This window comes from Burkholderia sp. MSMB617WGS (assembly GCF_001532025.2).
Lineage (GTDB): Bacteria > Pseudomonadota > Gammaproteobacteria > Burkholderiales > Burkholderiaceae > Burkholderia > Burkholderia savannae.
In genome coordinates this window covers 1,910,508-1,931,665 of the sequence record NZ_CP013458.1, presented here as the reverse complement: position 1 = coordinate 1,931,665, position 21,158 = coordinate 1,910,508, and the positions used below count along the sequence as shown (strand labels likewise).

General features: G+C 71.1%; 18 protein-coding genes. 5 read left to right on the top strand and 13 right to left on the bottom strand.

The annotated features are described in order from the left end of the window. Positions 1 to 42: 42 nt before the first annotated feature. The 4 genes from WT60_RS34085 to WT60_RS29385 all read right to left on the bottom strand — a co-directional run bounded on the left by WT60_RS34085 (position 43) and on the right by WT60_RS29385 (position 4,480). A complete protein-coding gene (locus WT60_RS34085; RefSeq protein WP_145986908.1) occupies positions 43 to 378 on the bottom strand; it encodes a hypothetical protein in 336 nt (111 codons plus the stop codon). An 89-nt stretch (positions 379 to 467) separates the two neighbouring features. After that, positions 468 to 1,535, bottom strand: coding sequence for an ABC transporter ATP-binding protein (locus tag WT60_RS29395; protein ID WP_038752357.1), 1,068 nt, complete (start codon positions 1,533 to 1,535; stop codon positions 468 to 470). Further along, the gene (locus WT60_RS29390) at positions 1,528 to 3,297 is read right to left on the bottom strand and encodes an iron ABC transporter permease (protein WP_059578631.1); all 1,770 of its coding nucleotides are present in this window, start codon (positions 3,295 to 3,297) and stop codon (positions 1,528 to 1,530) included. Before WT60_RS29390 ends, WT60_RS29395 begins: the two co-directional genes overlap by 8 nt. Positions 3,298 to 3,391: 94 nt before the next feature. Then, positions 3,392 to 4,480, bottom strand: coding sequence for an ABC transporter substrate-binding protein (locus WT60_RS29385; RefSeq protein ID WP_060355744.1), 1,089 nt, complete (start codon positions 4,478 to 4,480; stop codon positions 3,392 to 3,394). A 128-nt stretch (positions 4,481 to 4,608) separates the two neighbouring features. Here WT60_RS29385 and WT60_RS29380 point away from each other — a divergent pair, with 128 nt between their 5' ends. Both WT60_RS29380 and WT60_RS29375 read left to right on the top strand, forming a co-directional pair. After that, entirely contained in the window at positions 4,609 to 5,280 is a 672-nt protein-coding gene (locus tag WT60_RS29380; protein ID WP_038752349.1) for a response regulator, read from the top strand. After that, positions 5,277 to 6,812, top strand: coding sequence for a sensor histidine kinase (locus WT60_RS29375; protein WP_060355743.1), 1,536 nt, complete (start codon positions 5,277 to 5,279; stop codon positions 6,810 to 6,812). The genes WT60_RS29380 and WT60_RS29375 overlap by 4 nt, the downstream gene beginning before the upstream one ends. 598 nt (positions 6,813 to 7,410) lie before the next feature. Here the strand turns inward: WT60_RS29375 and WT60_RS29365 are convergent. Both WT60_RS29365 and WT60_RS29360 read right to left on the bottom strand, forming a co-directional pair. Further along, complete coding sequence (locus WT60_RS29365; RefSeq protein WP_060355742.1) at positions 7,411 to 8,280, bottom strand: MOSC N-terminal beta barrel domain-containing protein; 870 nt, start codon at positions 8,278 to 8,280, stop codon at positions 7,411 to 7,413. Between the two features lie 325 nt (positions 8,281 to 8,605). Further along, positions 8,606 to 9,571, bottom strand: a complete 966-nt coding sequence (locus WT60_RS29360) for an ABC transporter substrate-binding protein (protein ID WP_038752341.1) — start codon at positions 9,569 to 9,571, stop codon at positions 8,606 to 8,608. A 260-nt stretch (positions 9,572 to 9,831) separates the two neighbouring features. Between WT60_RS29360 and WT60_RS35775 the strand changes: the two genes are divergently transcribed. Then, entirely contained in the window at positions 9,832 to 10,305 is a 474-nt protein-coding gene (locus WT60_RS35775) for a hypothetical protein (protein WP_145986907.1), read from the top strand. Here the strand turns inward: WT60_RS35775 and WT60_RS29350 are convergent. The 6 genes from WT60_RS29350 to WT60_RS29325 form a co-directional block, all read right to left on the bottom strand. Further along, on the bottom strand, positions 10,299 to 11,501 hold the full coding sequence (locus WT60_RS29350) for a cytochrome c (RefSeq protein ID WP_059670284.1): 1,203 nt from the start codon (positions 11,499 to 11,501) through the stop codon (positions 10,299 to 10,301). The genes WT60_RS35775 and WT60_RS29350 overlap by 7 nt on opposite strands. A 200-nt stretch (positions 11,502 to 11,701) precedes the next feature. Beyond that, on the bottom strand, positions 11,702 to 12,562 hold the full coding sequence (locus WT60_RS29345; protein ID WP_059670285.1) for an ABC transporter ATP-binding protein: 861 nt from the start codon (positions 12,560 to 12,562) through the stop codon (positions 11,702 to 11,704). Further along, positions 12,556 to 13,791 carry an ABC transporter permease subunit gene (locus WT60_RS29340; protein ID WP_082759344.1) on the bottom strand — a complete coding sequence of 412 codons (1,236 nt, stop codon included), beginning with the start codon at positions 13,789 to 13,791 and terminating at the stop codon, positions 12,556 to 12,558. Before WT60_RS29340 ends, WT60_RS29345 begins: the two co-directional genes overlap by 7 nt. Positions 13,792 to 13,795: 4 nt before the next feature. Continuing rightward, positions 13,796 to 14,869, bottom strand: a complete 1,074-nt coding sequence (locus WT60_RS29335) for an ABC transporter substrate-binding protein (protein WP_038744296.1) — start codon at positions 14,867 to 14,869, stop codon at positions 13,796 to 13,798. A gap of 57 nt (positions 14,870 to 14,926) precedes the next feature. Beyond that, on the bottom strand, positions 14,927 to 15,769 hold the full coding sequence (locus tag WT60_RS29330) for a class II aldolase/adducin family protein (RefSeq protein WP_059578615.1): 843 nt from the start codon (positions 15,767 to 15,769) through the stop codon (positions 14,927 to 14,929). Between the two features lie 182 nt (positions 15,770 to 15,951). Further along, positions 15,952 to 17,037, bottom strand: coding sequence for an LLM class flavin-dependent oxidoreductase (locus WT60_RS29325; protein WP_038744301.1), 1,086 nt, complete (start codon positions 17,035 to 17,037; stop codon positions 15,952 to 15,954). A gap of 297 nt (positions 17,038 to 17,334) precedes the next feature. Between WT60_RS29325 and WT60_RS29320 the strand changes: the two genes are divergently transcribed. Continuing rightward, positions 17,335 to 18,855, top strand: a complete 1,521-nt coding sequence (locus tag WT60_RS29320) for an acyl-CoA dehydrogenase family protein (RefSeq protein WP_236860894.1) — start codon at positions 17,335 to 17,337, stop codon at positions 18,853 to 18,855. Positions 18,856 to 18,998: 143 nt separating this feature from the next. On the opposite strand, the gene WT60_RS29315 is transcribed toward WT60_RS29320, so the two are convergent. After that, positions 18,999 to 19,982, bottom strand: a complete 984-nt coding sequence (locus WT60_RS29315; protein WP_038747606.1) for a LysR family transcriptional regulator — start codon at positions 19,980 to 19,982, stop codon at positions 18,999 to 19,001. A 62-nt stretch (positions 19,983 to 20,044) separates the two neighbouring features. Between WT60_RS29315 and WT60_RS29310 the strand changes: the two genes are divergently transcribed. Beyond that, positions 20,045 to 20,644 carry a cysteine dioxygenase gene (locus WT60_RS29310; protein WP_059578979.1) on the top strand — a complete coding sequence of 200 codons (600 nt, stop codon included), beginning with the start codon at positions 20,045 to 20,047 and terminating at the stop codon, positions 20,642 to 20,644. The last annotated feature ends 514 nt before the right edge of the window (positions 20,645 to 21,158 follow it).

Genomic DNA, 21,158 nt, shown 5'->3' with positions numbered 1-21,158 from the left:
ATTGAGTGGTGGTTGTTTTAGGTGGCGCGCGCACGTTCGCCGTCAGGCGGCGTGCGCGCGCCGGGTGCGCCGGCGGATGCCGGCGCGGGTTTGCTGCTGGGTGCTACAGGGGATTGCGCCGGGGCGTTCGGGGCGGGTTCGTCGCGCGCGTTCATGCTTCGCGAGCCGGAGCGACGAGCGCCGCCGCATGGCGCGGGGCGATGCGTCGCGGGTTCGCGCGAAGGCGGCGCGGCGTGCGTGGCGTTCGGCGTCGTTTGCGGTTGCATACGGCATCGCATACGGCCGCGTATCCGGCAGCATCTGGAATCGCACCCGGCATCCCGCGCGCCGAAAGCGCCGCATCACCTCGAACTTGCGTTGCCGCTTGCCGCTTGCCAATCGCCGAACGCCGAACGCCGAACGTCAAACGCCAAACGCCAAACGCCAAACGCCAAACGCCAAACGCCGAACACCAAACGCCCCCCCGGTCAGCCCGCCTTCGCGAACGCCCAGCAATCGTTCGCCGGAAACTCCAGCCAATGCCGGCCCGCCGCGCGCGGCGCCGAGCCGAACGCGCGCAGCCGCAGCTCGCCGCAATGGAACAGGTATTCCCAGCGGTCGCCGAGATACATCGACGTGACGAGCTCGGCGGGCAGCCGGTTCTCGCCCGGCTCGTCCGCAACCTGCACGCGCTCGACGCGGATCACCGCGTGCGCGTCCTCGCCTTGCCGAAGCGCGCCGCGCGCGAGCGCCGCGAGCCGCCAGCCGTCGCCCGCGAGCGTCACGCGCTCGCCGTCGATCGCGTCGACGCGCGCGTCGATCCGGTTGTTGCTGCCCATGAACTCGGCCGTATAGAGCGTGCGCGGCGCGCCGTACAGCTCGGCGGGCGTGCCTTCCTGCTCGATGCGGCCGTCGCGCAGCAGCAGGATGCGATCCGACATCGCCATCGCCTCGGCCTGGTCGTGCGTGACGCAAAGCGCCGACAGCCCAAGCGACACGATCAGCTCGCGCAGCCACGCGCGCGCTTCCTCGCGCAGCTTCGCGTCGAGGTTCGACAGCGGCTCGTCGAGCAGGATCACGGGCGGGTTGTAGACGAGCGCGCGCGCGATCGCGACGCGCTGCTGCTGGCCGCCCGACAACTGGTGCGGATAGCGTTCGGCGAGATGGCCGAGGCCGAGCTGGTCGAGCGCGGTCTGCACGCGGCGCTTGATCTCGCCCGCCGCGACGCGGCGCAGCTTGAGACCGTAGCCGACGTTCTCCGCGACGCTGCGGTGCGGCCACAGCGCGTACGACTGGAACACGAGGCCGAGCGAGCGCGCCTCGACGGGCAGGTCGACGCGGCCCGCGCCGTCGAAGAACGTGCGCTCGTCGAGCCGGATGCGGCCGGACGACGGCGTCTCGAGCCCCGCCACCGCGCGCAGCAGCGTCGTCTTGCCGCTGCCCGACGCGCCGAGCAGGCACACGACTTCGCCCGCTTTCAATTCGAACGACACGCCCTTCAAGATCGGGTTCGCGCCGTAGCTCAGATGCAGATCGTCGACGATGAGCTTATCCATGCAGTTTCACTCCGAAGCGCAACGCGACGGCGAGTCCCGCGCCGACCATTGCGATGTTGATGACGGACAGCGCGGCGACCTGATCGACCGCGCCCGTCGCCCAAAGCGACACGAGCAGCGCGCCGATCACCTCGGTGCCGGGCGACAGCAGATAGACGGCCGTCGAATATTCGCGCTCGAAGATCATGAAGATCAGCAGCCACGCGGCGAGCAGGCCGAAGCGCACGAGCGGCAGCGTCACGTCGAGCGACACGCGCGCGCGCGTCGCGCCGACGCTGCGGCCCGCTTCCTCGAGCTCCGGGCCCACCTGCAGCAGCGCGCTCTGGATCACGCGCATCCCGTACGCGAGCCACACGACCGTGTACGCGATCCAGATGCTCCACATCGAGCTCTTCAGCTCGCGCAGGCCCGGCACGAACAGGAAGATCCACAGGAACGCGAGGCCGGCGAGAAGGCCCGGCACCGCGCGCGGCAGCAGCACGATGTAGTCGAGCATGCGCGCGGCCCAGTCGTGACGGCGGTGGCCGGCGAACGCGACGAGCGAGTAGAAGCCGATCGCGAGCGCGCCGCCGATCACGCCGATGCCGAGCGTGTTGAAGATCGCGCGCACGAGGTTGTCCTGCTCGAACAGCTCGACGAAGTTCGCGACGGTCAGCACGTCGGCGAGCGGCACGCCTTCGCCCCAGTTCGTGACGAACGCGCGCAGCACGATGCCGGAGATCGGCACGATCACGGTGAGCGCGAGCCACGCGGCGACGATCGCGAGCGCGACCCAGCGCCACGCGCGCAGCGGCAGCACGGTCGGGCGGCCCGCCTTGCCCTTGACGGTCACGTAACGGCTCGCCGATTTCAGCAGATGGCGCTGCAGCAGCACGAGCGGAAACGTGATCGCGATGATGCACACGGCGACGGCCGCCATCAGGTGATACGACGGCACGCCGAGCTTGTTGGTCAGCTTGTACAGGTACGTCGCGAGCACGAGATGGCCTTCGGGGTCGCCGAGCACGAGCGGCAGCCCGAACACTTCGAAGCCGAGGAAGAACACGAGCACGCCCGAGAAGAGCAGGGCGGGCAGTGTCATCGGCAGGCTCACGTCGAGCGCGACGCGAAACGGCCGCGCGCCCGTCACGCGCGCGGCCTCCTCGACGTCCGAGCCGAGGTTGCGCAGCGCGGCGGACGCGTACAGGTACACGTGCGGCACGTGCGTCAAGCCGACGATCACCGTGATCGCGAAGATCGAATAGATGTTCCACGGCACGGACGAGATGCCGAACAGCGCCTTGAACCACACTGAATAGAAGCCGACCGGGCCCGCCGCGACGACGTAGCCGAACGCGAGCACCATCGGCGACACGAACACGGGCGTGAGCACGAGCGGCTCGAGCCAGCGGCGGCCGGGCAGATCCGTGCGCACCATCAGGAACGCGAGGATGCCGCCGAGCGGAATCGAGATGAACAGCATCCCGCCCGCGATGACGAACGAGTTCTTCGCGGCGGACCAGAAGTCGGGATCGGTGAAGATGAAGCGGAAGCCTTCGATGCCGAGCGTCCTGTTCGCGTCGAAGAACGGCGCGGTCAAGAGGCTCTGGAACACGATGAACGCGATCGGCAGCGCGACCGCGATCGTCAGCACCGCGACGACGATCCAGCGCAGCATGCCCGCGAGCGGCCAGAGTCCGCCCGCCGCCGGCGCGGGCGGCGCGCCGTCGCCGCGCGCGCGCGCGACGGGCGCGGACGGTCGGCCGCTGGTGGTTGTAAGCATGAGTTTGCCCTTGCGGCCCGCGGGCCGCGTCGATGGAAAAGGAAAGCGGGGAGGGCGCGCGCGGCGGCGGCCGCGCGCGCTCACGCGTGCGGGCTCAGCGCTTGAGCGCCTGCTGCCACTGCTTGAGGAACGCGAGGCGCTTCGACTGATCGAGGTAGACGAGCAGGCCCGAGCCGATCTGGATCGGCTTGAGCGAATCGGCGAGATCCTGCGCGAGGCGCGTCATCGACGTCTCGCCCGACACGTCCGTGCGGATCGAGTAGAGATTGGCCTGGTTCGCGATCAGCGTCTGGCCGCGCTTCGACAGCAGGTAGTCGACCCACAGCTTGGCCGCGTTCGGATGCTGCGCCTGCTTCGAGATCGTCACGAGGCGGCTCACGACGAGCGTGTAGTCCTTCGGAAACACGTAGCCGATCGACTTGTCCTTCTTCGCCTTTGCGTAGGCATACGAGCCGATGATGTTGTAGCCGACGAGGTTCTCGCCCGACGAGATCCGCTCCATCATCGCGCCCGTGCTCGACTGCAGCTTCGGCCCCGCCGCGCCGATCGCGCGCACGAGCTCCCACGTCACCTGTTCGTTCACGTGCGCGTCCTGCGTCAGGTAGTTGAAGCCGACGCCGGACTTCTCGATGTCGTAGGTCGTCACCTTGCCCTTGAATTTCTCGGGCTGCGATTGCAGCAGCCTGATCAGATCGGCGCGCGTCTTCGGCACGTCGTTCTCGGGAATCAGGCGCTTGTTGTAGACGATCGCGAGCGGCTCGTAGGTCGTGCCGTACGCCTGTTTCTGATACTGCGCCCATTGCGGCACGTTCGGCGTCTCGGGCGAATCGTACGCGGCCATCAGCCCGTCGTTGACGAGCTTCACCTGCAGATCCATCGCCGAGTTCCACAGCACGTCGGCGCTCGCGCTTTTCGCGGCGCTTTCGCTGACGTAGCGGTTGTAAAGCTCGGTGCTGTTCATGTCGTTGTATTCGATCTTCACGCCGTACAGGCTTTCGAAATCCTTGATGAGCGGGCGCACGAGCGCTGTGTCGGTCGTCGAGTAGACGACGAGCTTGCCTTCCTGCTTCGCGGCGTCGATCACGCGTTGGTAGTTACCCGGATAGCCGGCCGGGACCTGTGCGCAGACAGTGCTTGCGGCGACGAAAAGAGCGGCGGCGATGGCGGCCGGTGCGTACTGCATGTCTTCCTCCAGTGGCGTCTTGGTTGGTTCGAGTGACGCGGATGGTACGCGGCGCGCACTTTCAGCACGCTTTCATTTTTCGTCACAATCGCTTTCTTTTGATTATGGATTTCCCGAGGTTTTGCTTGATGCGTGTGCTGCTCGTCGAAGACAACCCGATCCTCGCGCAGTCGCTCGCCGACGCGCTCGCCGCCGCGCGTTTCGCGGTCGATCACATGGCGGACGGCGAGGCCGCCGACCACGTGCTGCACACGCAGGACTACGCGCTCGTGATTCTCGATCTGGGGCTGCCGAAGCTCGACGGCCTCGAAGTGCTGCGGCGGCTGCGCGCGCGGCGCAATCCGGTGCCCGTGCTGATCCTGACCGCGCACGGCTCGGTCGAGGACCGCGTGCGCGGGCTCGATCTCGGCGCGGACGACTATCTCGCGAAGCCGTTCGAGCTGACCGAGCTCGAGGCGCGCGCCCGCGCGCTGATCCGGCGCAGCCTCGGCCACGAGCACACGCGCGTCGAATGCGGGCCGCTTGCGTTCGACAGCGTCGATCGCAGTTTTCGTCTGAATAATGACGTGCTCGCGCTGACGCCGCGCGAGCGCTCGGTGCTCGAGGTGCTGATCCTGCGCAACGGTCGCGCGATCAACAAGGAGACGCTGTCGGAGAAGATCTTCGGGCTCGACGAATCGGTGAACGCCGACGCGATCGAGATCTACGTGCACCGGCTGCGCAAGAAGCTCGAGGGCAGCGGCGTCGCGATCGTCACGCTGCGCGGGCTCGGCTATCTGCTCGAGGCGCAGCCGCGATGACGCGGCTCAATCTGCGCGCGCAGGTCGCGCTGTGGCTGTTGCTGCCGTTCCTCGGGCTGCTCGCGCTCGATTCGTGGCTCACGTACCAGCGTGCGATGAACGCCGCACACGTGGCGTTCGACCGCACGCTCGCGTCGTCGCTGAAGTCGATTCGCGAGGGCGTGCGGCTCGTCGGCGGCGAGGTCGAGGTCGATCTGCCGTATCTCGCGCTCGAGATGTTCGAATCGAACGACGGCGGCAAGATCTACTACCTGATCCGCGACGACGACGGCCGCGCGATCACCGGCTACCGGGATTTGCCGATGCCGCCCGCGAAGGCGAACGCGCCGCTCTACACGACGGCGTTCTACGACGCCGTCTACCGCGGCGAGCGGCTCAGGATGGCTGCGCTGCGGCTGCCCGTGCACGACGTGCCGAGCGCGCTGACGCGCGTCGTCTGGGTGATGGTCGGCGAGACGATCGAGGCGCGGCAGGCGCTCGCGCGCGAGATCCTCGTCGGCTCGCTGCTGCAGGAGGGCCTGCTCGTCGTGCTCGCGCTCGGCATCGTGTGGCTCGGCGTCGGGCGCGGGCTGCGGCCGCTGAACCGGCTGTCGGCGAAGGTCGCCGCGCGCGCGGAGGACGACCCGACGCCGCTCGAGACGCTCGGGCTGCCGAGCGAGGTCGCGCCGCTCGTCGAATCGATCAACCAGTACGTCGGGCGCACGCAGCGCATGCAGGTCGCGCGGCGGCGCTTCTTCGCCGACGCCGCGCATCAGCTGAAGACACCGCTCGCGGCCGCGCAGGCGGGCGTCGAGCTCGCGCTGCGGCCCGCCGAGCGCGAGCGCGTGAATGTGCATCTGCGGCGCGTGAACGGCGCGGTGCGGCAGGCGGCGAAGATCGTCCAGCAGTTGCTGTCGCTGTCGCGGCTCGAATCGGATGTCGCGCCGGCGATCGAGCGCAAGCCCGTCGCGCTCGCGAAGCTCGCGCGCAGCGTGACGCTCGACTGGTCGGGCGTCGCCCGCGCGCGCGGCATCGATCTCGGCTTCGAGCAGCACGCGAGCGTCGACGTGATGGGGCGCGCGGATCTGCTCGGCGAGCTCGTCGGCAACCTGATCGACAATGCGATCCGCTACGCGGGCGACGGCGCGGTGATCACGGTGCGGATCGCGCGCGACGGCGAGCTCGCGCGGCTCGAAGTGATCGACGACGGGCCGGGCATCGCGCCCGACGAGCGCGACGCGGTGTTCGAGCGTTTCTATCGGAGCCAGGCGACGCTCGCGATCGACGGCACGGGGCTCGGGCTGTCGATCGTGCGCGAGATCGCGCGCGTGCATCGGGGGAAGGTCGAGCTGGACGATGCGGCGGGGACGGGCGGCGTGAGCGATGCTGCCGGCATGAGCGGCATGAGCGGCATGAGCGGCGTGGGTGGCATGGGTGGCATGAGCGGCGCAGAGCGCGACGGCGGCGGGCCGGCGGGCGCGCGTGCGGCAGGCGCTCGTGCACGGGGCCGCGGGCTCGTCGTGCGGGTGACGCTGCCGGTTCATGCGGCCTGAGCGCTCGATGTGAGGCGGCGGGAGGTCGATTTTTCGTTTGGGGGCGGCGGGCGGACGGGCGCGCTGCGATGCGGCGGATAACGGATTGCCGGCGGCGGCCTGCTCGACGATCGGCGCTGTTGATGCATGCGATGCGGCGTGATTCGAGGCTTTCGTTGTGAAGCCGTTGGAGTCGACGGGATCGCGCCAGGCGGGAACGGCAATGGGATCGCTTCACATGCCTGAAATGCGTTCAGTACTTTCAGTACGTGAAGCGCTTGAAATGCCTTCAGTGCCTGATGTGCCTGAAGTGCTTGAAATGCCTGAAATGCCTGAAATGCCTGAAGTGCTTGAAGTGCTTGAAGTGCCCGAACTACCCGAGCTACCCGAAGCATTCGAAATGCTGGAAGCAGAACAAGCGCCCGCCGAAGATCGCCATCGCCGCATTTCGCATTTCGCCTCGTGTTCGCGGCGCGGAGCGCTCGCTCCCGATCTCGCGGCTGGTTGGGGGCCGGCGGCGCATACGACGCGCATGCCGATGCGCTTCGACGCAGCCCTCCACTGCGTCGGCCCGCCGCGCCGCCGGCCATGGCCTCGCACGCGGGCGCAAGCGCGGACGTCACTCGCGGAACGCGATCTCCGCGTCGACCGACTGCCCGACCTCCAGAAACGCGCCTTCGCCGTTCACGACGATCGCGTTCTTGCCGAACGTCAGCGCGCCGTCGAATTGCGCGCTGCCGCGATAGACGCTCATCGTGTCGGTCGGCTCGTTCGGCCAGGCCGGGTCCAGCGCGCCCGTGCGCTGGTCGATCGTCGGGACAGGGCAGCGCGTGCAGAGCTTCACGAGACTCAGGCGCACGCCGCCGTCGTCGGTTTCCACGTCGAGATAGTCGACATAGTCTTCCTCGTACGCGTCGAGGCCCGTCAGCACGACGTTCGGGCGGAAGCGGTTCATCGGCACCGCGCTCGCGCCCTTGCGGCGCAGCCGCGCGTTCAGGTCGTCGAGCGACGATTGGCCGACGACCAGGATCGGAAAGCCGTCCGCGAACTGCGCGTACGACGTGAACGCGCCCGTCCATTTCGCGCCGACGACGCGCCGCGCGTCGGGCGCGAAGCGCGCGAGCCGCGCGGGCGTGCCGAGGAACTCGCTGAACCAGGCTGCCGCGTGCGCGCCGGCGTCGAGCGCGTTCACGGTGTCGCGCCAGACGGTCGCCGCGAGCGGCTGGGCGCCCGCGAGCGCCGACGCCGCGAGCGGCGTGCGCAGCTCGGGCATCCCGGGCGCGTCGACGACGAGCTCGCGCTCGCCGATCGCCGTGCGCACGAGCGCGAGCCGCGGATGCGTGCGCTGCGTGATCATCATGCCCGCCGGGTCGGTGACCATCCAGTTGCGGTCGTATTCGAGGCCTGTCACGTGCAATTGCGCGCGCACCGTCGCAATGCCCGCACAGGACTTGATCGGATAGACGAAAAGTTCGCTGATGACTGGCATGGCGCTCGAGCCCGGGGACCGGTACGGATTAGCAAAAAACGGCGGCGGAACCGTGATTCTGCCAGATTGCCCGCGTATGCAACTGTCCGCGTCCGAGCGCGCGCACTAGACGCGCCTGGGCCGCGCGGGGCCGCACCTGCCTTCGCAAGGCGGATTGGGCGTCCGCGCGGCGGCCGCGCACGGGCCGATCGCCGCGTCGCGCGGCGCTTTGCGCCGCTTGACATGCGTGCCGCCGCCGTCGCCGAACGCGGGTTTTCCGCCATCGAACGCGGTCCCGCCGGGCGGATTGCCGCGGCCGCGCGCCGGATATCGGCGTGAGCCGCCGCTAGCCGGACGCGAGCGGGAAGGCGCGATCGAACGTGGGCCGCACGTCGAGCGGACGCTTCAGCAGGCCCGCCTTCAGATAGAAGTCCGCGGTGCGCTGCTGTTCGGCGACGATCGCGTCGTCGATCGGCTGCCATTGCGTGCGGCGGCGCTCGAACTGCAGGCGCGCGGCGGCGGGCGGAATGCCGATGATCCGCGCGAGCGCGGCCGAATACGCGTCGACGTGCCGATACGACCACGCCTGCGCGCGCGCGACCCGCTGCAGGAAGTCGCGCAGCGCGTCGCGCTTCGCGGCGATCGCGGCGTCGGTCGCCGCGACGTAACTCAGGCCCGACCACAGCCCGCGGCCGTCGACGAGCACGCGTGCGCGGCCGCTCGTCTGCGCGAGCGCGGTGTAAGGCTCCCAGGTCGCCCATGCGTCGATCGAGCCGCTCGCGAGCGCGAGCATCGTGTCGGCGGGCGGCAGGAAGCGGAAATCGACGTCGGCGGGCGCGAGGCCCGCCGCGTCGAGCGCCTTCAGCGTGACGAAGTGGCCGATCGAGCCGCGCGTCGTGCCGACGCGCTTGCCCTTCAGATCGGCCGCGCGGCGCAGCGGCGCGTCGGGCGCGACGACGACGGCGGTGCCGTACGGGTCCGAGCGGTTCGCGCCGATCACCTTCACGCGCGCGCCGGACGCGAGCGCGAAGATCACGGGCGCGTCGCCGATCGGGCCGCAGTCGACCGCGCCCGCGTTCAGCGCTTCGGCGAGCGGCGCGGCGGCGGGGAACTCCGTCCACTGGATGTCGTACGGCACGCCCGCGAGCGCGCCCGCCGCTTCGAGGAGCGCGCGCAGGCCGCCTTTCTGGTCGCCGGCTTTCAGCAGCGGGCGCGCGAGCGCTTGCGCGCGGGAAGCGAGCGGCGCGGCCACGGCGGTTGCGGCGGCGTAGGCGAGGAATCGCCGTCGGGTGGGGTTCGGTGTCGATGTCATCGGGGTGTCGGGCGTGTGGATGCCGGGTGGCGGTTGGTCGGGATGCGGGCGGGTGACGCCGATCGCGGCGGGCGAGCGGCCGGCGGCGTTCGGCGCGGTTGCGGCGATCGGGGCCCCGGTTGGCTTCGCGGGGCGAGGTGCTTCGTCGTGCCGGCGCGCGGCGTCGGATGGGGCCGAGACGTTTCGGCGGCGTACGGCGGTTCGTGTTTTCCGGGCATTCATCGGGCCGCAGTGTGTGAAGTGCTCAAAACGCTTGGTGGTTGAAATTGTGGGCTTGCGGTTCGGGGTTCGAAATTCGGAATTCGGAATTCGAAATTCGAAGCTCGAAGCTCGAAGCTCGAAGTCCGAAGTCCGAAGTCCGAAGTCCGACACCCGACACCCGACACCCGACACCCGACACTCGACGCCCGAAGCCCGAAGCCCGAAGCCCGAAGCCCGAAGCCCGAAGCCCGAAGCCCGAAGCCCGAAGCGAAGCCCGAAGCCCGAAGCCCGAAGCCCGAAGCCCGAAGCCCGAAGCCCGAAGCCCGAAGCCCGAAGCCCGAAGCCCGAAGCCCGAAGCCCGAAGCCCGAAGCCCGAAGCCCGAAGCCCGAAGCCCGAAGCCCGAAGCCCGCGATTCGAATCGCGCGCGTCGAGCCGAAAAGTTCAATCGACGTCGCTTTCCGTTGCCGCATCGCCGGCGCGGTCGTCGTCGGCATCGGCCGTCGTCCATCGTGCATGGCCCGCGCCTCAATGAACGAAGCCGCCCTGCACGTCGCGCACCGGCTCCGCATCGATGCGCAACAGCAGCGCGGTCAGCGCGTCGCCGCCGCGCGCCGGTGTCGGTGTCGGCGGAGGCTGCGGGCGGCGCGACGGACGAGGCGACGCGCACAGCAGATCGGCGTCCCGCCAGCCGGGCGCGCCGGGCTTGGCCGCCGCGCGAAGCCAGCCGTCGCGGTCGGCGAGCAGTTGCGCGCCGGCGAACGCTCGCGGCGCGACGCCCGTGAGCGCGGCGAACGTATCCCATGCGCCGGGCGTCGCCGCGACGCAGGCCGCGCGACCGGCCGCGCCCGGCGCCGCGGGCGAACCGCCGTCGCGCGTGACGAGCAGCGTCTGCCAGCGCGCGTCTTCGACAGGCGGCGTGTCCCGCTCGCCGAGCACGACGACGCGCACGCGCTGTCCGCCGCGCCAGTGCGCGAGCGGTTGCGGCGGGCCGCCGGCGCAGCGCACGTCGAGCGCGGGCAGTCGCACCGGCAGTGGCCAGCCGTCGCCGCCATGCGCGCCGCCGCGCGCGGCGAGCACGCGCAGGTAGTCGAGCGCGGCCCAGACGTCGTCGTCCGACAGGCGGCCCGCGAAGCCCGGCATCGTCCGCGCGCCGTGCGCGTCGCGCATGCCGGCGAGCACGCGCCAGAATAGTTCACCGTCGAGGCGGCGGCCGAGCAGCGGTCCGACGACGGTCGGCGGCCAGCGCTCGAGCGTGTGCGCGAGTGGGCCGTCGCCGCGGCCGTCACCGCCGTGGCAGCTCGCGCAGTGCGCGGCGTAGACGCGCGCGCCGCGCACGGCCGATGCGACGGAGAACGGCTCGGGGCTCGCGTGGAAGCTGGTCGGCACGGCGTCGGCGAGCCATAGCGACGGCGCGGGCCACGGCGCGCACGCGGCGAGTAGCGCGGCGATCGCCAACAGTGCGATGCGCCGTCGGCGCCGCATGAGCGCGGCGGCCGCGATCGGCAACGCGATCGCGGTCATCGCGAGCGCCGCGGCAAGCGCGCGGGCGGCGCCGAGATCGAGCCGCAGCGTCTCGGCGGCGATCCGCCGCGCCCACGGCCATGCGGGCTGGCCGTGACTGTCGCCCGCGATGCCGAGCGCATGCGCCGCATGCAGCAGCGCGAGCTGGGCCGCGTGCAGCGCGCTCAGCAGCGCGTTCAGCCAGAGCTCGGCGGGCGGCGGGCTCATCGCTTCGCCGACGAGCGCGGTGCGCCGCGCCGCGTGCGAATCACATCACACGCGACATCCCGTTCGACATCCCACCCGACATCCCACCGCGCATCGCCTGCAAGCCGCATGCGCGCGACGTCGGGCGCGCGTTCCGCGCAAACGGATCGCGCGCCGTCAACGCCGCGCCTTCCGGCCGTCATTCGCCGCGCCGCCACCGCTCACCAGCTCGCGTCGAGCCCGAGATGCGACAGCGCGTCGCGCCGCAGCTCGGCGAGATGCGGATCGCCGCGATGGCGCGGGTAGGGCAGATCGACGCGCAGCTCCGCGACGATGCGCGCGGGTCGCGGCCCGAACACGATCACGCGCTGCGCGAGAAAGAGCGCCTCCTCGACATCGTGCGTGACGAGCAGCGCGGAGAAGCGCGTGCGCCGCCACAGCGCGGCGAGCTCGGCCTGCATCGCGAGCCGCGTCAGCGAATCGAGCTTGCCGAGCGGCTCGTCGAGCACGAGCAACTGCGGATCGTTGACGAGCGCCCGCGCGAGCGCGACGCGCTGCGCCATCCCGCCCGAGAGCTGATGCGGGAACGCATCGGCGAACTCGGTCAGGCCGACGCGCGCGAGCGCTTCGTCGACGCGGCCGCGCTCGCGCTTCAGCACGCCGCGCGCCTGCAGCCCGAGCGCGACGTTCGCGCGCACGCGCCGCCACGGATACAGCGTCGGGTCCTGGAACACGACGATGCGCGACGGGTCGGGCCGCCTGATCGGCGCGCCGTTCTGCAACAGCGCGCCGTGCGTCGCCGCATCGAGCCCCGCCACGAGCCGCAGCAGCGTCGATTTCCCGCAGCCGCTCGGCCCGAGCAGCGCGACGAACTCGCCGGGCGCGACCGACAGCGTCACGTCGTCGAGCACCTGGAGCGGCCCGCCCGCCGTGTCGAACCAGTGGCTGACGCTTCGCACGTCGATGCGCGCGCCGGCCGGCGCGGCGCTCGGCCCGGCGGACGTCGCGGCCGCGTTCGACTGGGCCGCGCGTGCGCCGGCGCGGGCATCGGCCGCCCGCGTCGCCATCGTTTCGCTCACCATTTGACGGTTCCTTTCTGCCACGCGAGCGCCCGGTCGCGCACCGCGAACAGCAGCGTGATGAGTCCGGAGAACAGCAGCGCCATCACGATGAGCGCCGCGTACATGTTGACGTACGACGCCCAGCCCTGCGCCCAGCTCAGATACCAGCCGAGACCCGATTTGACGCCCATCATCTCGGCCGTGACGAGCACCGTGAACGACGCGCTCAAACCCATGAACAGGCCGACGAACACCTGCGGCAGCGCGGCCGGAATCGCGACGCGCAGCACGAGGAAGCGCGCGTTCGCGCCGAGCGTGCGCGCGACGTCGTAATACGCGTTGTTCACGCCCGCGACGCCGGACCACGTGAGCACCGCGACCGGAAAGCCCGTCGCGAGCGCGATCAGGAACGCGGCCGCCGAATAGCTCGACGGGAAGAAGTAGAACGTGAGCGGCAGCAGCGCGGTGGCGGGCACGGGGCCGAGCACGCGCAGCACCGGATGCACCCAGTAGCCGATGCGCCGCGACCAGCCGATCGACACGCCGACGAGAAAGCCGACGATCGCGCCGTACAGGAAGCCGATGCCGAGCAGCTTCAGCGTGTTGCCGGCGCTGCCGGCGAGGCGCGGCCAGTCGTCGACGGCCACTTCGATCAGCGCCTGCGGCGGCGCGAAGAACGGCGTCGGCAGCAGCGCGGTCTTCGCGGTCAGGATCTCCCAGGCGGCGAGGCCGAGCGGCAGCGCGACGAGCCACGGGCCCGCGCGCCGCAGCGCCGCGAGGGCCTCGAGCGCCTTGACGGCTTTGACGGCTTTGACGGCCGCGCCGGCACGCGGGCCTGGCGCGACGCGCGCGAACGCGCTCGGCGCCGCGAGCGCGGCCAGCGCGGCGGCGACGGCCCAGGCGGCGGCGCCGATCTCGTCGGTGTACGCCCAGTCGGCGAAGCCGACGATCCGGTTCGGCCACAGCCGCGCGATCGCGCCGAACGCGAGCCAGGCGACGGCCGCGACGAACCCGGTTAGCCACGGCGCGGCGGCGTTCGCGCGGCGTGCGGCGGCGTCGCGCGTCGCCGCGCACGCGCCGCACCCTAAGGCGGGCGGGCGTGCGGCGCGCTGCGCGGTAACGTCGGGCGACGACGTGGAGGCGGAGGCGGAAGCGGAAACGGAGGCGGCCGCGATGCCGGCCGAGCGCGTTCGCGCGCCGTCGACGGCGGCCGACGGCGTCGCGGACGTTGCGTGAGGTAGCGTCGCCATCGGTTCACCCCAGCACGTTCGCATAGACCTGCCGCGCGAAACGCTGCGGGTCGGTCGATTTCTTGATCACGCCGATCCGGCGAAAGTCGTCCGCGTAGAACGCGATCTCGCTTTGCAGATCGACGTTGGTCGGATGGTGCGTGTAGGTGAGCGTCGCGTACAGCTTGCGCAGGTCCTCCGGATCGATCTTCGGCGAATACTTCGCGAACACCTTCGCCGATTCGCCCGGATTCTCGTGCGTGTAGTCGGTTGCCTGCACGATCGAGCGCGCGAGCGCGGCGGCGGCCGGCCGGTCGTCGCGCACGAGCGCGCCGCGCGCGCCGATCACGCAGCACACCTTGCGCGCGTATTCGCCGGACAGGTTCGTCGCGAGCTCCGCGTATTTGCCCGCGCTGCGCTTTTCGAGCAGGTAGAGATTCGGGTCGCCGTCGGCGATCGCCTGGATCTCGCCCTTGTCGGCCGCGACGCCGAGCAGATCGGCCGGATACTGCCGCCACGCGACGTCGCGCTCCGGATCGACGCCGTGCTTCGCGAGCAGGATCGAGAAGAAGTGCTTGCCGGGCGCGGCGAGATCGCTCACGCCGACCGTCTTGCCCTTGAGCGCCGCGAGCGACGTGACGCCCGCCGCCTTCGCGCCGACGAGGCGCACGCAGCCGCCGTGCGAGCTGCCGATGATCTTCACGTCGAAGCCCGCCTCGAGCGGCTTGAGCCACCGGTGGATCATGCCGACCGCGGCGTCGGCCTTGCCGGTGGCGATCGATTCGAGCAACTGGTCGGTCGAGCCGCTGTAGTTGATCAGGTCCACCGACAGGCCGTTCTTCTCGAAGAAGCCGAGCTCCTTCGCGACGACGATCGGCGTGAGGCAGAACGCGTTCTGGTTCCACGCGAACGTGAGCTTCTTGAGCGGCGGCGCGGACCAGACCTTGCGGCCGAGCGTGAGCGCCGGGGCCGCGAGCGCGGCCGCGCCCGCCGCGCGCAGCAGCTTGCGGCGGCCCGATGCGGGCGGCGTGGATGCCGGCGCGCGCGCGTCGCTGGCGGGCGCGGCGTCGGGCGAAAGGGCGTCGGGGGCACGTGTCATGACGAAGATCTCCGGGCGTGGCGAGGGTTGAAGCGGCGGACCGCGCGTCGGTCGCGCTCAGTCGAGCAGGTCGGGCTCGGCGGCGACGAGCGCCGCGTACAGGCTTTCGAACGCGTGCAGCGCGCCGTCGGGGCCGCCGATCTGGCCGTGCGTATGGCGTGCGGTTACCGCGTCGATCGGGCGCGGCGCGCCCGCGGCCTCGGCGAGCAATTGCGTGTGCGCGGTGTCGTCGAGCGCGATGTACCACCACGCGGCCGCCTCGACGCTCGGCCCGGCGGTCAGGATTCCGTGGTTGCGCAGGATCGCGCCCTTGTGCGTGCCGCCGCCGCCGGGCTTCGCGAGCGCGCGGGCGATCCGCTCGCCTTCGCCCGTGTCGACGACCATGCCGGTGAAGTCGTCGAAGAGCGCGTGGTCCTCGAAGAACACGCACGCGTCCTGCGTCAGCGGGTCGAGCGGGCGGCCGAGCGTCGACCACGCCTTGCCGTACGTCGAATGCGTGTGCGCGGCCGCGACGACGTGCGGATGCGCGTCGTGGATCGCGGCGTGGATCGCGAACGCGGCCTTGTTGAGCGGCTGGTCGCCGATCACCGTCTCGCCTCGGCCGTTGACGAGCAGCAGATCGGACACCTTGATCCGCGAGAAATGCACGCCGAGCGGGTTGACCCAGAAGTGATCGGTCAGCTCCGGATCGCGCGCGGTGATGTGGCCGGCGAGGCCGCGATCGAAGCCGTGCCGCGCGAACAGCCGGAACGCGCCGGCGAGCCGCTCGCGCCGGTGCCGGCGCTCCGCTTCGACGCCGATGCGCGGCGCGGGCGGATCGAACCAGAATTTCTGCTGCGGCTGCGGATTGAGCGCGAGGCCGGATGCGGAGCGAGTTTCGGCGGACAGGACGGCGGACATGGCGTGGACGGTTTGATTAGCGTGAGTGGCGGTGGCTGATGGCGGCTGGCGGCGGTTTGCGATGGTCCGCAATGGCCGGCGGATCGGCTGAGCGGCGATTGATGCGAATGGGCCGAGGAGCGGGCGCGCGAATGGCCGATGCGGCCGTCGAGTCGGCGCGACGTCGATCGAGCCCGGCTCGCTCACGCGACCTTGCGGGCCGCGTCGCGCGCGGCGACGCGCTCGCGCACGCGCGGGATCAGCTCGCGGCCGTAATCGATCGCGTCGTCGAGCGGGTCGAAGCCGCGGATCAGGAACGTCGTGACGCCGAGGTCGTAGTAATCGGCGAGTGCGTCGGCGACCTGCTCGGGCGTGCCGACGAGCGCGGTCGAATTCGAGCGCGCGCCCGTGAGCCTCGCGATTTCCGTCCACAGCCGCGTGTCGACGCGCGCGCCGCGCTCGGCCGCGGCGAGCAGCCGCCGCGCGCCTTCGCTCTGCTGCGGGCTGCCCACGCCGAGCCCGGCCGCTTCGCGCAGCCGCCGCGTCTCGTCGAGGATGCGATGCGCGCGCGCCCACGCCGCGCCCTCGGTTGCGGCGAGGATCGGGCGGAACGACACCGAGAAGCGCACGTGCCGGCCGTGCGCGGCCGCCGCGGCGCGCACGCGCGCGGTCAGCTCGCGCACCTGGTCGAGCGATTCGCCCCACAGCGCATAGACGTCCGCGTGCTTGCCGGCGACCGTGAGCGCCGCATCCGACGCGCCGCCGAAATACACGGGCACGTGCGGCTTCTGCGCGGGCTTCACTTCCGAATAGCCCTGCCTGAAGCGGTAGTGGACGCCCTCGTGATCGAACGGCTCGTCCGCCGTCCAGATGCGGCGCAGGATGCCGAGATACTCGTCGGTGCGGGCGTAGCGCGCGTCGTGGCCGAGAAAGTCGCCGTCGCGCTGCTGCTCGTCGTCGGAGCCGCCCGAGATGAAGTGGACCGCGAGGCGGCCGCCGCTGAACTGGTCGAGCGTCGCGATCTGCCGTGCGGCGAGCGTCGGCGCGGTGAAGCCGGGGCGGTGCGCGAGCATGAAATGAACCCGCTCGGTGACGGCCGCCGCGTACGAGATCGTCAGCGTCGCCGACGGCCCGGTCGAATGGTGCGGCACGAGGATGCGGTCGAAGCCGGCGCGCTCGTGCGCCTGCGCGAATGCGCGGACGTAGTTGCGGTCGACCGCGTTGCCGGTCGGCGGATGGATCTCCGACTGCTTCTGGCTCTGGATCATGCCGATGATCTCGACGCTCATCTGTGTCTCCGATGCGGGGCGCCCGGGCACACGGCCGGGCGGTTCGATGCCGGCCCGGCGCGCGGCGTGAAAGCGCACGCGGGCCGGGAATCCGGAGCGCAGATTACCGCCAGGATCATGCAACAGATAAATAATAAATATCGGAATCCATATCGCATTTGCATGGTTTGCCGGGCCGGGCGGCGCGCTTACGCTGTGGGCGATCCGTTTCGTTCGCGTGCGCTCGCGCGCCGGGCGGACGGTTTTTTTGACGATCGATCGGCATCGCGATCGACTACGACGATGGAACGTTCGCAGATGGCTTCTCTCTTTGCCGAATCGCCTTTCGCGCCCGCACGCGGCGACGCGCGCGAAGCGGGCTCGCACGACGACGGCGCGGCGGCCGGCGGCGCATGCGCATTGGCCGATCGCGCGCCGGGCGAGGACCTGTCGCGTCCGAGCGATGCGCGCGGCGGCCGCGCGCCGGTTGAGCGTGCAGCCGCGGCGGCTGCGCAGGGCGCATCAGCGGCGCCGATCGCATCGACTGCATCAACAGCATCAACAGCATCAACAGCATCGACCCCGCCGACTACTTCGCCCGCCCTCGTGCCGCCCGAGTTCGCGAGCACCGCGAGCGACGACGCCCGGCTCGACGCGAGCCTCGCCGAGCTCGCGCCGCGCATCGCGGAGGGCGCGGCGCGGCACGACGCTGACGGCAGCTTCCCGCACGCGCATTTCGAATGGCTGCACGCGCACGGCCTGATCGCGCAGGCCGTGCCGCGCGAGTACGGCGGAGGCGGCGCGACGCTCGCCCGCGCGCGCCGGATCGTCGGCGCGATCGCCCGCGCGGACGCCGCGACCGCGCTCGTGCTGACGATGACTTATTTGCAGCACCGCGCGCTCGGCCGCGCGGACAGCCGCTGGCCGGCGGCCGCGCGGCGCGCGGTGTTCGCGAGCGCGGTCGCCGACGGCGCGTTGATCAACGCATTGCGCGTCGAGCCCGAGCTCGGCTCGCCCGCGCGCGGCGGGCTCCCGGCGAGCGTCGCGCGCCGCGACGGCGACGGCTGGCGCATCAGCGGCCACAAGCTGTACAGCACCGGCATCCCGGCGCTGCGCTGGCTCGCGGTGTGGGCGCGCACGGACGAAGCGCGGCCGCGCGTCGGCGTGTTTCTCGTGCCGCGCGGCGCGGCGCGGGGGCAGGCGGGCGGCGACGGCATCCGCGTGATCGAAAGCTGGAATCACCTCGGGCTGCGCGCGTCGGGCAGTCACGAGGTGGTGTTCGACGACGTGCGGATTCCGCTCGATCACGCCGTCGATCTGCGCGCGCCCGACGCGTGGGCGCCGACGGGCGCGAGCCAGGCCGACGTCGATGCGCACGCCGACCAGCAAGCGTGGATGATCGTGCTGCTCGGCAGCCTGTACGATGCGCTCGCGCGGGCGGCGCGCGACTGGGTCGTCGGGTTCGCGAAGGCGCGCGCGCCCGCGAGCCTCGGCGCGCCGCTCGCGACGCTGCCGCGCGTGCAGGAAATCGTCGGCGAGATCGACGCGCTGCTGCAGGTGAACCGCGTGCTGCTCGACGATGCGGCCGCGCGCGCGGATGCCGGCGCGCCGCTCGACGTCGACGCGAGCGGGCTTGTCAAATTCACGGTGACGAGCCACGCGATCCGCGTGACGGAGCTGGCGTTGCAGCTATCGGGCAATCACGGGCTGAGCCGCCACAACCCGCTCGAGCGCCATCATCGCGACGCGCTGTGCAGCCGGATTCACACGCCGCAGGACGATTCGATTCTCGTCGCGGCGGGACGCGCGGCGTTCGCCGCGCATGGCGATGGGCGGTGACGCGTTCCGAGGGGCGTGCGACGACGTGCGAAGCGAACGGCGTGAACGGCGCGATGAACCGCGCCGCGCGATGCGCGATGCGGCCTGCAACGCCCGGCGCGTGGCGCGCCGCGCCGCATCGGCCGGCGCAGCCGCGCTCGCGCTCAAATCGAATCGCGCGCCCGTTTCGCGGCGCCGTCGATTCGCCCGCGCGGCGATCGCGTATCGCGCGCCGCATGCGGCTCGCGCGCATCGCCGAGCGCGCGCAATCGCGTCCGCGCGAGCTGGCCGATCGCGCCGGCAGGCGCGGCGAGGCGCGAAGCGTGCTCCCGCCGCAGCGCCCACAGATCGATCTGCGGCTTGAAATCGGCGATCGGCACGATGTCGAGCGCGTCGCGCAGCGGGCTCATCTCGACGAGCGGCAGCGGCATGAGGCCGAGGCCGAGCCCGTTCGCGACGCTCTGCAATTGCAGCTCGCGCCCGTATGTGTCGAGCGTGACGCGCAGCGGCAGCCGCTGCGCGTCGAGCGCGCGCTTCAGGCCCGCGCGGAATCCGCAACCGTCCGGGTTCAGCACCCAGCCGGCCTCATGGCAGTCGGCGAGCCGGTAGCCGCGGCGCGGAAAGTCGCCCTTGCGCGCGACCACGACGAGCCGCGTGCCGATGAGCCGCTCGCCCGCGACATGCGCCGGCAGCGCGATCTCGCGCGCGAGGAACACGAGCGCCGCGTCGAGCGCGTCGTGGCCGAGCTGGTCGAGCAACGCGCCGCCCCAGCCGGTCGCGACTTGCGGCGCGAGCGCGGGCCAGCGGTCGCGCAGCATCGCGAGCAGATCGAGCAGCAGCAGCTCGCCGATGCCGTGCGTGAGCCCGAGCCGGAACTCGCCCGCCGGCGGCAGCGGCTCGGCGACGAGCTCGCGCAGCGCGCGCATCTCGCGCAGCACCGTGCGGCACTGGTCGTGCACGCGCCAGCCCATCTCGGTCGGGCGCGGCGGCTTCGTGTTGCGGTCGAGCAGCTCGACGCCGAGCGCTTCCTCGAGATTCTGCACGCGGCGCGTGATCGCCGGCTGCGTGATGCCGAGCTCGGCCGCCGCCAGGCTCAGCGACTGGCAGCGGACCACGGCGGCGTATGCGTCGATGTCACTGATTTTCATGTTTGTCTTGCATGGAGTTTAAGGTGCATCATGTCGAACAATCATATTCGAAGAGGCTGCCGATGAGCGCGCATTCTTTGCATAACGAATCCTCTGCGGCTGCGTTGCGCGCGAGCGTGCCGTTGCGCGCGTTCGTCGCCGCGTTCGAGCGGCTCGTCGACACGCGCCCGGACGAGCCGCGCATCCTGCGCGACGGCGCGGCGCTGCTCGCGGATCTCGTCGCACGCGACGACTGGCTGCCCGCCGCGTATGCCCGTTGCGATCCCGAGCGCTACCAGCAGTTCCTGCTGCATCTCGATCCGGCCGCGCGCTTTTCGGTCGTGAGCTTCGTGTGGGGGCCGGGGCAGACAACGCCGATCCACGATCACACCGTCTGGGGGCTGATCGGCATGCTGCGCGGCGCCGAGTATTCGCAGCCGTACGCGCTCGCGCCCGACGGCCGGCCGCTGCCCGCGGGCGACGCGGTGCGGCTCGAGCCGGGGCGCGTCGAGGCGGTGTCGCCGTCGGTCGGCGATATTCATCGCGTGAGCAATGCGTTCGCCGATCGCGTGTCGATCAGCATCCATGTCTACGGCGCGGACATCGGCGCGGTCGAGCGCTCGGTCTACCGCGAGGACGGCACGCGCAAGCCGTTCGTTTCCGGGTATTCGCGTGTCGGTTGAGCGTGCGCTTCGGGCGGCTGCGTTGCCGCGGGCATGTCGGTCGATTCGGCGTCGCTGCCGGCTTCGCGCGGCGGACGGACGGTGCGCCGTGTCGCGTCGATCGCGCGGCGCGCGATATGCAATGGGCGTCGGCGTGCGCCGGTGCCGCGTTGCGTGCCGAGTGTCGAGTGTCGAGCGCCAAGCACCGAGTACCGAGTACCGAGTACCGAGTACCGAGTACCGAGTACCGAGTACCGAGTACCGAGCGCCGAGCGCCGAGCGCCGAGTACCGACTGTCGACTGTCGATTCGATTCGGCGCAGCGCATCGGGCGTTGCGTGTCGTGCGTCGCGCGTTGCGCGTCGATGCGCGGCGGTCGCCGCCTGCGCGCCCGACCGCTCGCTCAATCGGTCGCTCGCGCGTATGCAGCGGACTCGCATGCGATCCGTCCGTATCGTGAGCTTTCCGTGTTCCGCGTGTCGCTTGCCGGCATCGTTCGCTTTGCCTGCTTCGGGCATTCCGCGCGCTTCGTGTGT